The 14619-nt window shown below is 36.8% G+C and carries 11 protein-coding genes and 1 tRNA gene; 4 read left to right on the forward strand and 8 right to left on the reverse strand.

The window, feature by feature from the left end:
- Positions 1 to 208 precede the first annotated feature (208 nt).
- Positions 209 to 283: transfer RNA gene (locus IEV85_RS14050), tRNA-Val, on the reverse strand.
- 415 nt (positions 284 to 698) lie between these two features.
- Here IEV85_RS14050 and IEV85_RS14055 point away from each other — a divergent pair.
- Together IEV85_RS14055 and IEV85_RS14060 are read left to right on the forward strand one after the other, a co-directional pair.
- Positions 699 to 3197, forward strand: coding sequence for an AsmA-like C-terminal region-containing protein (locus tag IEV85_RS14055; protein WP_188464455.1), 2499 nt, complete (start codon positions 699 to 701; stop codon positions 3195 to 3197).
- Entirely contained in the window at positions 3178 to 4236 is a 1059-nt protein-coding gene (locus tag IEV85_RS14060) for a WD40/YVTN/BNR-like repeat-containing protein (protein ID WP_188464457.1), read from the forward strand. Before IEV85_RS14055 ends, IEV85_RS14060 begins: the two co-directional genes overlap by 20 nt.
- Before the next feature lie 11 nt (positions 4237 to 4247).
- Here IEV85_RS14060 and IEV85_RS14065 read toward each other — a convergent pair whose 3' ends face one another.
- Positions 4248 to 5543 (reverse strand): UDP-N-acetylmuramoyl-tripeptide--D-alanyl-D-alanine ligase, encoded by a 1296-nt coding sequence (locus tag IEV85_RS14065; RefSeq protein WP_188464459.1) that lies wholly within the window; start codon positions 5541 to 5543, stop codon positions 4248 to 4250.
- A gap of 240 nt (positions 5544 to 5783) precedes the next feature.
- Between IEV85_RS14065 and IEV85_RS14070 the strand changes: the two genes are divergently transcribed.
- Positions 5784 to 7976 carry a T9SS type A sorting domain-containing protein gene (locus IEV85_RS14070; RefSeq protein ID WP_188464461.1) on the forward strand — a complete coding sequence of 731 codons (2193 nt, stop codon included), beginning with the start codon at positions 5784 to 5786 and terminating at the stop codon, positions 7974 to 7976.
- 9 nt (positions 7977 to 7985) lie between these two features.
- Here the strand turns inward: IEV85_RS14070 and IEV85_RS14075 are convergent, their stop codons facing one another.
- The 6 genes from IEV85_RS14075 to IEV85_RS14100 all read right to left on the reverse strand — a co-directional run bounded on the left by IEV85_RS14075 (position 7986) and on the right by IEV85_RS14100 (position 12954).
- Complete coding sequence (locus IEV85_RS14075; RefSeq protein ID WP_188464463.1) at positions 7986 to 8423, reverse strand: universal stress protein; 438 nt, start codon at positions 8421 to 8423, stop codon at positions 7986 to 7988.
- A gap of 166 nt (positions 8424 to 8589) precedes the next feature.
- The gene (locus IEV85_RS14080) at positions 8590 to 9153 is read right to left on the reverse strand and encodes an outer membrane beta-barrel protein (protein WP_188464466.1); all 564 of its coding nucleotides are present in this window, start codon (positions 9151 to 9153) and stop codon (positions 8590 to 8592) included.
- Positions 9154 to 9421: 268 nt separating this feature from the next.
- Positions 9422 to 10210 carry an amidohydrolase gene (locus tag IEV85_RS14085; RefSeq protein ID WP_188464469.1) on the reverse strand — a complete coding sequence of 263 codons (789 nt, stop codon included), beginning with the start codon at positions 10208 to 10210 and terminating at the stop codon, positions 9422 to 9424.
- Positions 10198 to 11343: a methionine aminotransferase gene (locus tag IEV85_RS14090; protein ID WP_188464472.1), complete on the reverse strand. Its 1146-nt coding sequence runs from the start codon at positions 11341 to 11343 to the stop codon at positions 10198 to 10200. The genes IEV85_RS14085 and IEV85_RS14090 overlap by 13 nt, the downstream gene beginning before the upstream one ends.
- Before the next feature lie 82 nt (positions 11344 to 11425).
- Positions 11426 to 11602, reverse strand: a complete 177-nt coding sequence (locus tag IEV85_RS14095) for a histone H1 (protein ID WP_188464475.1) — start codon at positions 11600 to 11602, stop codon at positions 11426 to 11428.
- 101 nt (positions 11603 to 11703) lie between these two features.
- The gene (locus tag IEV85_RS14100) at positions 11704 to 12954 is read right to left on the reverse strand and encodes an aminotransferase class I/II-fold pyridoxal phosphate-dependent enzyme (RefSeq protein WP_188464484.1); all 1251 of its coding nucleotides are present in this window, start codon (positions 12952 to 12954) and stop codon (positions 11704 to 11706) included.
- A 170-nt stretch (positions 12955 to 13124) separates the two neighbouring features.
- Between IEV85_RS14100 and accC the strand changes: the two genes are divergently transcribed.
- A complete protein-coding gene (gene accC / locus IEV85_RS14105; RefSeq protein ID WP_188464486.1) occupies positions 13125 to 14618 on the forward strand; it encodes an acetyl-CoA carboxylase biotin carboxylase subunit in 1494 nt (497 codons plus the stop codon).
- Position 14619 lies beyond the last annotated feature (1 nt).

Genomic DNA, 14619 nt, shown 5'->3' on the forward strand with positions numbered 1-14619 from the left:
TAACCTGGAAGTACTCAAGAATGCCTTCAGGCAAAAACAACTCAATTAAACCCTGATCCACTTTAACTTTTTTTTTGTGCAAAGTTAATCCTTCATCTATAAATCCCCAGATTTTCAGATTGATCCTCGATTTGTTGTCAACTTATTTCAGGACGAGACACATAAACGAAAAAAGCCTCCCGATTTTTATCGAAAGGCTTTTCTTTTGTGGGGATAGTAGGATTCGAACCTACGACCCCCTGCTTGTAAGGCAGGTGCTCTAAACCAACTGAGCTATATCCCCATTATGTGTAGTTGAATTAAGTCTTACAACTCTCCTAACCTCTCAGTCAGGATGCTCTAAATCAACCGAGCTATATTCTTTCTTTTGTTAAACCGCTCAACTCTTTCGTTGATTGGGAATGCAAATGTAGCACAGTTTTTTATACTTACAAACGTGTTTTAGTAAATATTTCACTTTTTTTTCACCTATCAATTTACATAATTGATTATCAGATTTTTATAACATAAAAAAAATTACTTTTAATTATTCCCATTACCTGTCTCTATTTTAAACATTACACATCAGGTAAAAATAGCCTTTTTTACTTCCCTCCTTAATTTGTATTTTTGTATCAGATTAGAAACTATAAATTTTTGTACACTCATTTAATACAGCTGATACATAAATTACGTTTCCCCCTTAAAACATCCATGCTTTGAATCGCATCAAGAAATTTTTTCTCTATACTTTTATCATTTTTATCACTGTCTTTGCGTCAGTCTCAGCCTACCTTTACTATAATCAGGACAAGCTGGTTAACCAGATTATCACCACACTCAATAAAAATTTGCAAACCCCTATCCAGGTGGGTAAAATTGATTTAAACTGGTGGACAGATTTCCCCAATATATCCCTGCGTTTTCAACAGGTGAATATTCAGGAATCTATTAAAGGAAGTAAATTCCCCTTAGCTAAGCTAGAAGAACTCTCCCTGTCATTTGATATTATATCATTGATTAAAGAAAATTACCAATTCGATAAAATTATCCTGAAAAATGGTGAAGTAACCATTCGCACCACTAAGAATGGCATCACCAATTACCAAATATTTAAAGAAGGAGCCGATGACGCGGACGAACCTCAGGCTTTTAATTTCAACCTCAAAGCAATAGTAATTGATGAAGTGGCCATCAATTATGTGGATGAATCACTAGAGCAATCTTACCTGCTTATAGGACACAAAGTAAATGCACAGTTGGCAAAGGAGGAAGATGTATATATTATAAAGGCAGATGGTTTACTTACTTCAAAAGCAATTAAAATTAATGAGTTCAGCTATTTTGAAAACAAGAAGTTAAACCTGGATGCCGCAGTTGACTATAATGAAGAAAAGAGCACTGTAACTATTAAGCCTTCCAAAGTAATGGTGGCTGCCAATAATTTTGAAATAGGAGGCCTTTACCAACTTTCAGACAGCTACATGAACCTTAAAATTAAAGGTATAGACACCGACTTCTCTACTTTGATTTCACTGCTGCCTGAACAATACAGCAAAACCATTACGGCTTATCAAAGTAGTGGAGAAGCCGATTTTAGCGGGACTGTAATTGGGAAACTTACTAAAGGAGAAAACCCTGCTATCAATTTTGACTTCAATGTGCAAAATGCCTCCTTATACCACCCTGAATATCAAACGAAAGTAAGCAATCTTCAACTGAATGGTCAGTTTACCAATGGCTCTTCCAGGTCTTTTAAGACTTCCAGGTTACAGTTGAAAAATATTGCCTGTAATATTCAGGAGCATCCTTTTACAGCTGAGCTCACCTTAAGCAATTTCAATAATTACTATATTGATCTATCTACCAAAGGAGTGCTAACCACTCAGGATTTATTTTCTTTTCTTCCCAATAAAGAAAAAGTAAGAGACCTAAGCGGGGAGCTGGAATTCAATATAAGTCTTTCCGGCTATACTAATGATTTTAAAAAGGCGTCTACAGCGCATAGAGTAAATAATTCGGGAGAAATAAGACTGAATAATGTTGGTGGCATCTATTTGGATTACCCATTACCACTTAAAAATATCTCCGGAAGGCTCTTATTCAATAAAAATGATATTGGTATTAATTCATTAAGTGGCAGCATCGGTGAATCGGACATATTAATGAATGGCTTCTTTCTCAATATTATTCCCTACCTGCTTCAGGAAAACCAATCTCTTTTAATTGAAGCTAAAACTCAAAGTGACAACATTAACCTTAATGAATTACTTTCGGGGCTTTCCAACGAAGAAAACACCATTGAAAAGCAGGAAAAATCATTCAAATTTTCCATCAGTCCTTATTTGCGTTTTGACCTGGAAAGCAAAGTGAAGAACCTGGCATTTAAGAGATTTTCAGCCAGGGATATCAGCGGACAAATAGAAGTAAAGCATCAGGAACTGAAAGCGAGGAACTTAAACCTTAAAAGTAGTGGTGGTGAAATGTTGCTCAACGGAACCATTAACACCGCCTCAGAAAATGAAGTAAGAATAAATACACTTGCTGCCTTTAATCAATTAAACATAGATAGTATTTTCTACTCATTTGATAACTTTAATCAGAATTTCCTCACCGACAGTCATCTTAAAGGAAAAATAAATGCCAATGTGAGAGCTTTCATTCTTCTGGACAAAGAATTGAATTTTAAGCCTGAATATTTCACGGCTGATATTGAAACGTCTATTGTAAACGGACAACTCAACAATTTTGCACCTATGCAAAGCCTTTCCAATTATGTGAATGAGAAAGACCTTTCTAACCTCAGCTTTGGTGAATTAACCAACACTATCCGAATAGAAAATAAAACTATTTACCTGCCGGAGATGCTCATAAAATCCAATATTTCAGAAATAGTGCTACAAGGAACACACACTTTTGATCAGGAAATAAACTACAGACTGCTTGTTCCTCTAAAAAATTTCAGGAAGAAAGACAAAGATGAAGCCTTCGGTGCCATAGAAAAGACTGATGATTATACTAAATTACATTTGAAAATTGTGGGCACCACTGATGATTTTAACGTTAGTTGGGATGGAAAGCGTTCTTTAAAATCTGTCGCAGACCGTATTCAAAAGGAAGGCAAAACTTTAAAGAAAATAATTACCGGAGAAAAGCTTCCGGATGAAAAGAAAAAAGAAGAAGTAGAACTCACTGAAGATGAATATTTTGACTGGTAAGCACATATTATTATCTCTCACTTTTATAGCACTGGCAAGCCTTGTCGGTTGTCAGAAAAAAACGATCCTTTTTGAATCTGAAAATATTGAGTCTGGCACTCAGGCCTTATTAATTGGCTTAGATGTTATAGATGAAGAAACTATTTGGGCCAGTGGCACCAATGCCACTTTGTTAAAAAGCACTAATGGAGGTGACTCCTGGCAGGTATTTCAATATACTGAAGCAGATACTCTACAGTTTAGAGATGTACAGGGACTTAACCAGAAAGAAGCAATTGTTTTAAGTGCCGGAGAAGGAAAAGCTTCTCAAATTTTTCATTTCCACGAAGACAATGGTTGGAAAAGAGTGTACCAAATGCAAAATGAAAAAGGCTTTTTAGATGCAATACAATTTTGGACTAACGGTACTGGCTTAGCCTATGGAGATGCGATAGACTCCAGCGCTTTTATTTTAAAAACAACTGACTTTGGAAAAACATGGGAGCGCCTCCCAAAAGAAAAATCTCCAATTGCCAGAAAAGGTGAAGGGGGCTTCGCTTCCAGTGGTACTAATATCGTTTCCATTGAAGGTGGCGAGGCATGGATTGGAACCGGAGCCGGCTCCAGTTCAAGAATTTTTTACACAAGTGATTATGGTGAATCCTGGAAAGCCTACAAAACTCCTATGGTGAAAGGCGAGGCTGCAGGTATCACTTCCGTTCGTTATGAAGCAGGCAGGCTATACATAACCGGAGGTGATCTATCAATTGAAGATTCTTACACTAATAATTTATATTATTCAGTTGATAAAGGTAAAAACTGGAATGAGATTCCTCAGCCCATAACTAAAGGAGCATTTTATGGATCAGCACTGGCAAGCTATGCCGATCAGCTATTGTATTTAGTAACTGGTCCACAAGGGGCAGATGTGTGGATAGAGGAACAATATGAATGGATGAACCTCTCCAATCTTAACTTATGGACAGCTGCTTTTATTAATCAGAATACAGCTATTTTGGCTGGTAGAAATGGAGAAATAATAAAAATTAGCTTCTACTAATAAATTTAAAATCACTCTTCAAAATAGGGCAGTAAATCTTCCAGTGCATTCTTGCGGGAGCCCTTTAATAGTATTGTGCTACCATGCTTAATAGGGTGCTCTTTTAAATAGGCTATAAATTCATCCTTATTTTCGAAAAACTTACCAAACTTATCAGTTTTTTTAGCCGCTTTAATCAGTTTACCAATATAAAAACGCTTACTCACTCCAAGGTCTACAGCAATTTCACCTACTTTCTCATGCTCCAGCTCGGAAAGCTCGCCCAACTCCATCATATCTCCTAAAATCACTACTGATTCACTATTTTCTGCTGATACAAGCCCTTTAATGGCCACCTCCATTGAATCTGGATTGGCATTATAGGCATCGGAGATAATGTTGTAATGCTTCGTTTTAATGAGCTGCGATCGCATATCTTTTGGCTGGTAAGTTGCAACTGCTTCCTCAGCCGCTTCTTCCGGAACCTCAAAAAACTTAGCCACACACAATGCAGCCGCTACATTCATAAAATTATACTGACCTACTAAATGGGTACTCACCACATTTGTAGCTGTTTCCAATTCAAGAAAAACCCCTCCGGTTAAAGGGTTAGCCGGATAATAATCATGTTCATTAGGGTAAGTGACTGCGTTTTCAAAACGCTTCTGCATATTTTTGAGTACTGCATCATTCGTATTGACAAATGGTATTCCATTATTCTTCTTAAGGTAGTCGAAAAGTTCACTTTTACCTAAAACTATATTCTCAAAACCACCAAATTCCCCAATATGTGCTTTACCAATATTTGTGATTAAACCATGTGTAGGTTTGGCTATCTTACAGTAAGATGCTATTTCTCCTACATGGTTAGCACCCATTTCTATGATAGCCATTTCAAAAGTATCATCGATAGCTAAAATGCTTAACGGCACTCCTATATGGTTATTAAGATTACCTCTGGTGGCAAAAGTTTTAAATTTTGCAGATAAAGCCGTCTGCATTAATTCTTTGGTGGTGGTTTTACCATTAGAACCAGTAATCCCAATCACTGGAATCCTTAGTTGATCTCTATGATAAGATGCCAAATTCTGTAAATATTTCAAGGCATTTTCAACCAGTATAAAGCTTTCTCCTCCCTTATCGTATTCAGGCTCATCAATTACTACTGCAATAGCTCCCTCATTCAATGCTTTTTCAGCAAATAAATTCCCATTGAAATTAGGCCCTTTTAAAGCAAAAAATAAATTGCCTTGCTTCAATTTCCTAGTATCAGTACAAATACCGGTACTTTTTAGGAATAATTGATGTAATTGATCAATGTTTGGCATAGTAAGAATGTTTACACAAAGCTAAAAAATTGTTTTCTCTTCGTGTGAAAACCTATTAATAAAACTTTAATAGAATTCCATTATTGGCTGGAATTTAGTAACGATGAATAAATTATGTTGTTTAAGGTAGAAAAAAAAGCTTAGCACTTAGATTATGTATCAATATTTGAATTAATCTATAAACTCATCATTTTTCAGATAGGACAACGTTAGAAATCCAAAGTATTGTAAATTTGAAGCATGCGAATCCTTTTCATTCTTTCTTTTCTCTTAGTCAATAGTATTAGCGCAATCGCGCAATGGAACTTTCAGTCTTTTGAAGGCATACCCGTACGTGATCAGGACAGTCAGCAGAAATTATTTCCCTGGGCCGGTGGATTAAATGGCGTACAATACAGCCAGGTAGATCTTAATAATGATGGCTTAAAAGATATTGTTGCTTTTGACCGATCCAGTGGAAGAAAAATGTGCTTTCTCAGAAGAAATAACGGGTATGAATATTCCCTGGCTTATGAGGCATACCTACCTCAGCAAATCTCTAATTTCCTCATTATGAAAGATTATGATCAGGATGGTAAAAATGACATTTTCACTGCCGGCAACCTTGGAATAACGGTGTTTAAAAACACCAGTACAGGTATTTTACCCACATGGGAAAAAGTAATAGATTTTATTCCTTACGAAAGCCTGAGCGGAAACACGGTAAACCTTCAGGTAAATTTTAATGACTATCCTTTTATTGCAGACATTGATGGAGATGGCGATTTAGATATTTTTAATTTCAATTTCTCAGGCCTGGAAAGCAAAATTATCTTCTACAAGAATGAAAGTATAGAAACCACTGGAACTGCCGACATCAATAATTATAGGATAGTAAATAATAACTGGGGAGAGGTAGAAGATTGCGATTGTGGCGTATTTGCTTTTTCCGGGGAAGAATGTAATACCGGTTTGGGTTTAAGTTTAGCCAGAGCGCAGGCCAGACATGCAGGGGGAAAGAGCATCCTAATTCATGATGTAGACGAAGATGGTTCATTTGAACTTATTACAAGCCATGAGGAATGCAAAGAGTTGTATGCTTTTTTAAATAGCCAGACTACCGGAACCTCACCAATATATAATAGTTTCACCAGCAGTTTTCCTTCCGCTGAAAACCCTGCAAATTTTAATTTTTACCCCAACTCCATGCTTATTGACTATAATTTGGACGGTACGGACGAATTGATTGTAAGCCCTAATCTGGAAGCTAATTTCGGGACTCCTGTCGACTTCGTTAATTCTAACTGGCTCTATGAAGTTAACGCTGATGGATACGAATTGACGACTAAATCCTTTCTACAGGAAGAAATGATTGAATGGGGTGCTTTAACAAGCCCTGCTTTTTATGATTATGATGCCGATGGAGACCTTGATCTATTCATAGCTTACACTCATTTAAATGAAGCAGAGAATCTCTACTCTGCTATTGCTTATTATGAAAATACAGGAAATGCAGAAAACCCCTCTTTTCAATTAGTAACTGATAATTTTTTAAACATCAGGTCCATTGGAATGGCCAATATGGTAATGCAGTGGTTCGATATCGATCAGGATGGAGCAATTGACCTCTCCTTACAAGGCACTATAGATAATAGCAACAGGCTTTTTTTCCTCTACAACAATGGAGGAAGTTTCAATATTTCTGAGCGACAGTTGATCACTGATGCTGCAATAGGCTTTGGTTTTTCTGTGCATCTGGCTGATGTAACCGGTTCTACTTCTCCCGATTTACTGGTAGGAAAATCATCGGGCGGCTTAATTTTATATGAAAATGTGGGTTCAGGAAGAAATCCCTCTTTTAACCAGGTAAATAACCAGTACCTGGGAATAAGCGATGATTTCTTCAGATCGGCACTTAATGTGTATGTGGACGACCTGAACAATGATGGAAATAAAGATTTAATAGCTTCTGACTTGAGTGGAAGAATGAGAATTTACAATGATGTAAAAAACAATGAAGGAGATTTTGACACGCTACAGCTTTACAATCCACTCAGTTCAGGTTTTGAAGCATTTGATTTCGGCAAAAGGAATATATTAACTACAGCAAGGTTATTTAATGATGATTACCCTTCTTTAGTAATGGGCAGCATTTCGGGGGGCGTAAGGGTTTTCAGAAACATAGAAGAATTCCCCGTTTCTGAAACAGCTGATGAAAAAATATTTATTGTTTACCCTAACCCTTCAGCTTCAGGCATTCTCAATATTACAAATAATCAAAACATCAGCGTTTCTGTTACTTCAGCGGATGGTAAGCGGATTTTAAACAATATTTTTGTGAGTGCAAATCAACCTCAAACTATTGATCTTTCAACACTAGCCAGTGGACTTTATTTTGTAGGGGCAAGATTTAGCGATGGATCAAGAGTAGTTAGAAAAATCATTATTAAATAAGAAATTGTTTTAGTTTTCTAAGGGAACCATTAAAACCGGTATTTTAGACTTCTTCATCACCTCTGAAGAAACACTTTCCTGAAAAATTTTATATAAAATACTGTGTTCATGATGGCCTATAATAATAAGGTCCGCCTTTAGTTTTTGAGCTTCCTGTAAAATTGATTCAACAGTAGCTCCCTGAATAAGTAAAGCCTCAGCCTTTACTGCTTGTGCGTGCATTAATTCAGAATAATGCTGTAAAGAATGGTGTTCTTCCCTTAAACCCTCTGCTTTGGCATCTCTAATGTATTGTGGCCCTACACTATATCCGACAAAATCAGGATCCGGAGCACCAATATGTAAAAGCCATATTTTAGCAGAAAAAGCCTTTGCGAATTGTACAGCCTGATCTAACAAGAGCTGCTCGTCATTCTTAAAATCGATAGAAACCAAAATATTTTTCATCAGCTTTTATTTAAAAATTGAAGAAGGAAATACCCACTCTTTTTCATCTATCTCTACTGTACCATTGATAAACTTCTTATAGGTATTACGAATATTAAAACAATCAGTTAAAAAAAAGAGCCTCACACTTAAAGTATGAAGCTCTGCTAATAAAATATATTATAAATTATTTTCTTCCTCCGAAAAAGAAACCACCTATTCTAATTCCAATATAGCTGTTTTTAACATCAAAAGTAGTTTCTTCTCCATTGCTATCGAAACCTTGAGCCTCAGAAGCACCTATAATGTTGTAATCTATATTAATGTTAAAATGACCTAAATCGAAACCAATTCTTGGGTAAAAACCAAATTTTGTCTCTGCAGCTGCACCAGCAGCATCTTGACCTACAGAAACTGAAGCCAAACCAAATAAACCTAAACCAGCTCCAACATAAGGTCTGAATTTATTATTTGAAAAGTAATATTTACCATTCACTGTATATGAAGAGGTTCCTGCAATACTTGCCTCAGTATCTCCTACAACTCTGCCCATTAAAGCTGTTTCCCATCTTAAACCTAAAGCAATGGCATCATTTAACCTATAAGCAGGTTCAACATCAAATAAAACACCACCTCCACCTTCCGGTATAGTATAACCAACACCAACATATAACTGAAATGGTTTAAACTCTTGTGCTTTTGCAGTTCCCACTGCAACTACTAACATTGCGATTAATAGAATTTTTTTCATAATTTTTATGTGTTAATTTTAGAATAAGACAAAACTATCACAATAAATTATAAGTTTTTTGACGCAATTATACTAATTCAAGTCATGCGTAATAAATAAAGAGTAGTGCAACTTTTATAAATTTAGGCAAATTCAAATATATCTTTCTAATTCCCTGAAATGCAAACGATTGATTTTTGATTTAATATTTCCCCAGGTTTCATCTTCAATTAGAAACTTTAAAAGGTACATTAACAAATTTTTAAAAATATTATACTATTCCAATAAATCACATAACTTTAAACCTGTCCGCGTCTAAATAGGCTGGAAATTTCTTACGAAAAGCTCTTAGCTCATCTTTTGACAGCACCACCGTTTTTATTTCTTCCCTATCATTGGCAAAATATATTGCTTCACCCTTAGGATTATATACAGCAGAATGTCCATTATGAGGAACACCATTACCATCATCTCCTATACGATTAACACCTATGCAATAACTGAGATTTTCTATAGCCCGTGCCTGAAGTAAAGTATCCCATGCATTTACGCGTACTGCAGGCCAGTTTGCTACAAACAATACAAGGTCAAAGGCCATTTCATCATCCTCAGAGTTATTTCTGCACCAAACAGGAAAGCGAAGATCATAACAAACCAATGGCTTTATTTTCCATCCCTTCCACTCTACAATCAATTGATTGGTTCCTGGTGAGTAGTGTGCATCCTCATCAGCCATTCTAAAAAGATGTCTTTTATCATAAGTAGAATAATTACCGTCAGGCTGCATCCATATAAGGCGATTAAAATACTTCCCTCCATCATTTACTATGTAAGAACCTGTTACTACAGCATTCCTTTGCTCAGCCATCTGTCGCATCCACTTAAAAGTATGCAAATTCATGGGTTCGGCTAATTTTTCAGCCTGCATGCTGAAGCCTGTATTGAACATTTCAGGTAAAACTATTATATCCGTTTCATCATCAATCTGCCATATTTTCTCCTCCAGCATAGCTAAATTAGCTTGCTTATCCTGCCAGTGAAGTGGTGTTTGTATGGTGGTAATTCTTAAATCCTGCATAATATATCCGCTGCTTTTTGCAAGGTATCTTCGCCTTTAGCAAAGCAAAACCTTAATAAATGATCGTCTTTTTTATTAGAATAAAATGCTGAAACAGGAATTGAGGCTAATCCATATTCCCTGGTCAGTTTTTCTGCAAATTCCATATCTGGCAAATCAGACACCTCATCATAACTTAAAATTTGAAAGTAAGTACCATAAGATGGCACTACTTTAAATTTAGATGCACTCACCGCATTCGCAAAAAAATCCCGTTTCTTTTCATACATATCGTTTAAGGAAAGGTAGTTGTTTTCATTTTGCAGATATTCTGCAATGGCAAATTGCGTAGGCGTATTTACTGTAAAGCAATTATATTGATGAACCTTTCTGATTTCATGCATAATAGCTTCAGGAGCAACTACATATCCTATTTTCCAGCCTGTAGCATGAAAAGTTTTGCCAAATGAATATACCACCACACTTCTGGAAGCCAGAAACACATCTTTCAATACACTCAAATGCTCCTTCCCATCAAAAATGATATGCTCATACACCTCATCACTTAGCAGCATTAGTTCAGGGTAATCCTCTAACAGCTGCTTAAGCTCTACTATATCTTCCGGCTTTAATATAGCCCCGGAAGGATTATGGGGATAATTGATCATTAGCATTTTAGTATTGCTGGTAATACTTTCCCTGATCAATTGCCAGTTGGGAGAAAAATCGGGTTGATTTAAAGGAATGGGAACAGGGGTAGCTCCTGCTAATTCAATAGCGGGTATATAACAGTCATAAGCCGGTTCCAGCACTATTACCTCATCTCCTTTTCCTACTAGTGCCATAATACTCGAAAAAATAGCTTCGGCCGCTCCTACAGTTACTGTAATTTCACTGTCAGCATTTATCGCCACTCCACCAATATGTTGAATTTTACCGGCAATTGCTTCTCTAAGGATGGGCAATCCGGGCATAGGTGCATATTGATTATGCCCTATTTGCATGTTTCTGTAAACTAAATCAATTAATTCCTGGGAAACGGGAAATTCCGGGAAGCCCTGAGACAGATTGAGCGCATTGTTTTCAGTGGCCATCTGTGTCATTACTGAAAAAATGGAGCTGCCCATATTGGGTAATTTGGAGTGTACTGGCATAGTTAAGGTTATTTTAAAATGGCTATAAACAAAAAAAGGCTGACAAAATTGTCAGCCTCTTCATTAAATACAGTGTAAGTGATTAAGCTTTGTTCTTTTTGTCTTGAACTTCAATTCTAATCTCTTGTGCCAAGTTTTTCAACTCTTGCATTCCTTTTCTAACACGAGTACCCGCTGCTTGGTTATCCTTGTCGTAGAATTTTTCAAAATCACCTTCTAGTCCCATCACTAGATCTCTTACTTGTTCGAATCTTTTCATTCTTATTTTAGTTTACGGTTGACTAAATAATTATTTAATTTTGAGCAATATAGGCAAAAACATTAAAAAACAACAATTGGAGCAACATTTTTGCTCTTTTTTTACTCTTTAAATGCTTTTGCGAGCTCATTTTCTCTGTAATGACCACTTGAAAGCTTCTCTTTAATAGCTTCAAATGCTTCAATTGTTCTCTTCACATCTTCTAAACTATGAGAGGCTGTAGGGATTAATCGGAGGATGATTGTACCCTTTGGTACTACCGGATAAATCACTACTGAACAGAAAATATTAAAGTTCTCTCTCAGGTCGTGCGCCAGTGAAGCCGCCTCCCCTACTGTACCATTTAAAACCACAGGAGTTACAGGAGATTGTGTACTACCAATACTAAAGCCTTTTTCCTGTAAGCCACCCTGCAATGCATTTACTACATCCCACAGTTTCTTTTTATGTTCAGGCTGGTCTCTTAGTAATTCCAATCGTTTAATAGCTCCCTCAACCATCGCCATAGGCAATGACTTGGCAAAAATCTGTGAACGTAGATTATAACGAAGGAATTTAACAATTTCCTTATCGCCTGCTACAAAAGCCCCTATTAAAGCCATTGATTTGGCAAAAGTACTGAAATACAGATCTATTTCATTCATTACGCCTAATGCTTCACCTGTTCCGGCTCCGGTTTCACCCATAGTTCCAAACCCGTGTGCATCATCTACCAATAATCTGAAATTGTATTTCTTTTTAAGCTCAACCACTCTTTTCAAGTCACCTGTGGCGCCTGTCATACCAAATACTCCTTCAGTAATCACCAAAATACCACCGCCTGTTTCATCAGTTAATTTAGTGGCTCTTTGTAATTGCTTTTCAAGATTTTCAATATCATTATGAGGGTAAACAAATCGTTTTCCCATGTGCAACCTTACCCCGTCAACAATACAGGCATGAGATTCCGCATCATAAACAATCGCATCTTTACGGCCTACCACTGCATCAATTATAGATAGTACACCCTGATAGCCAAAGTTTAAAAGCATTACTTCAGGCTTTTTAACAAAATCTGCCAACTGAGCCTCTAATAATTCATGCTGTGAAGTATTACCGGACATCATTCTGGCACCCATTGGATAGGCCAAACCCCATTTAGCTACTGCGTCAGAATCTGCTTTTCGCACTTCCGGGTGATTTGCCAAACCTAAATAGTTATTTAAACTCCAGGTAAGCACTTCTTTCCCTCTAAATTTCATGTGAGGAGAAATCTCGCCTTCCAGCTTTGGAAACATAAAATAACCTTCTTCTACGTTGGAATGCTTACCCAATGGGCCTCTATCCACTTTCAGTTTCTCAAATAAATCCACGATTGTTTCTTTTATTGATATGTATATTTACTTTTTTCGATCAGCAAAGGTAACAAAAAACTATTCGTTTAAAAATAAGCAGTGGGCTTTAAACAATGTTTCTTTAGCAAAAAACACATAATTTATGTAGCATTGTAAATTGATTTTTTAAGCGATTTTAAGGGAAAAATATGGCGGATATCAAGAAAATTTTAGTAGCTAACAGAGGTGAGATCGCCTTGCGTGTGATGCGCTCGGCAAAAGAAGCTGGAATTAAAACTGTGGCCATCTTCAGTGAAGCGGACAGAAACTCATTGCATGTACGCTATGCAGATGAAGCTGTTTGTGTAGGGCCTGCGGCCTCTTCGGAAAGCTACTTAAGAATAGATAAAATATTAAAAGTATGTAAAGACTTAAAAGTGGACGCCATTCATCCCGGATATGGTTTTTTATCTGAAAATGCTGATTTTGCCCGTCAGGTAGAAGAGGAAGGCATCATATTTATTGGCCCTTCTGCGGAAGCTATAGAAATAATGGGAGATAAACTGGCAGCTAAGGCTGCTGTTTTAAAAAGAAATGTTCCCTTAGTACCCGGCCTCGATAAAGCCATTACCGATATAGCATTAGCTAAAGAGAAAGCAGCAGAAATTGGCTACCCTATCCTGATTAAGGCCAGTGCTGGTGGTGGTGGAAAGGGCATGCGGATTGTGGAAGACCCTAAAGAATTTGAAGAGCAAATGGACAGAGCAGTGAGTGAGGCTAAAAATGCTTTTGGAGATGGCTCTGTATTTATTGAAAAATTTGTGACTTCTCCGCGACATATTGAAATTCAGGTGGTGGGCGACCAACAAGGAAATGTAATCCATCTGTTTGAAAGAGAGTGTTCTATTCAGAGAAGACACCAAAAAGTGATAGAAGAAGCTCCTTCCAGCGTTTTAACTCCTGAAAAACGTGAGAAAATGGGCCAGGCTGCAATAGATGTGGCTAAATCATGTAATTATTATGGTGCAGGAACAGTAGAATTTATTGTAGATGAAAATCTGGATTTTTATTTCCTGGAAATGAATACCCGCCTTCAGGTAGAACACCCTGTTACTGAACAAATTACCGGAGTAGATTTAGTAAAAGAACAAATAAGAATAGTAGAAGGAAAACCACTTTCCATTAAACAGGAAGATTTAAAAATTATAGGACATTCTGTAGAAGTAAGAGTTTATGCAGAAGATCCTAAAAACAATTTCCTGCCTGACATAGGAAAGCTTAAAGTATATAAAAGACCACAAGGCACCGGCATCCGTGTAGACGATGGCTTTGAGCAGGGAATGGATATTCCTATTCATTATGACCCAATGATTGCTAAATTAGTAACCTATGCCGATAATCGTGAAGAAGCAATAAAAAGGATGATCAGGGCGATTGACGAGTATGAAATTGTAGGCATTCAAACTACTCTTGGCTTCTGCAAATATGTTCTACAGCATGAGGCCTTTACCAGTGGTAATTTTGACACCAAGTTTATTGAAAAATACTATGCTCCAGAAGTGCTTGACAGCTCTCCTTCTAAAGAGGAAAAAGAAATTGCAGGAGCACTTGCTGTTAAATTATGGTCTGCAGGAAAATCAAAAGTGACAACTAGCGAATCCGGTCAAAGTAAGGTTTCACTTTGGAAAAAGAACCGCTTGTAAT

It is taken from the genome of Marivirga lumbricoides (genome assembly GCF_014636295.1).
Classification (GTDB): domain Bacteria; phylum Bacteroidota; class Bacteroidia; order Cytophagales; family Cyclobacteriaceae; genus Marivirga; species Marivirga lumbricoides.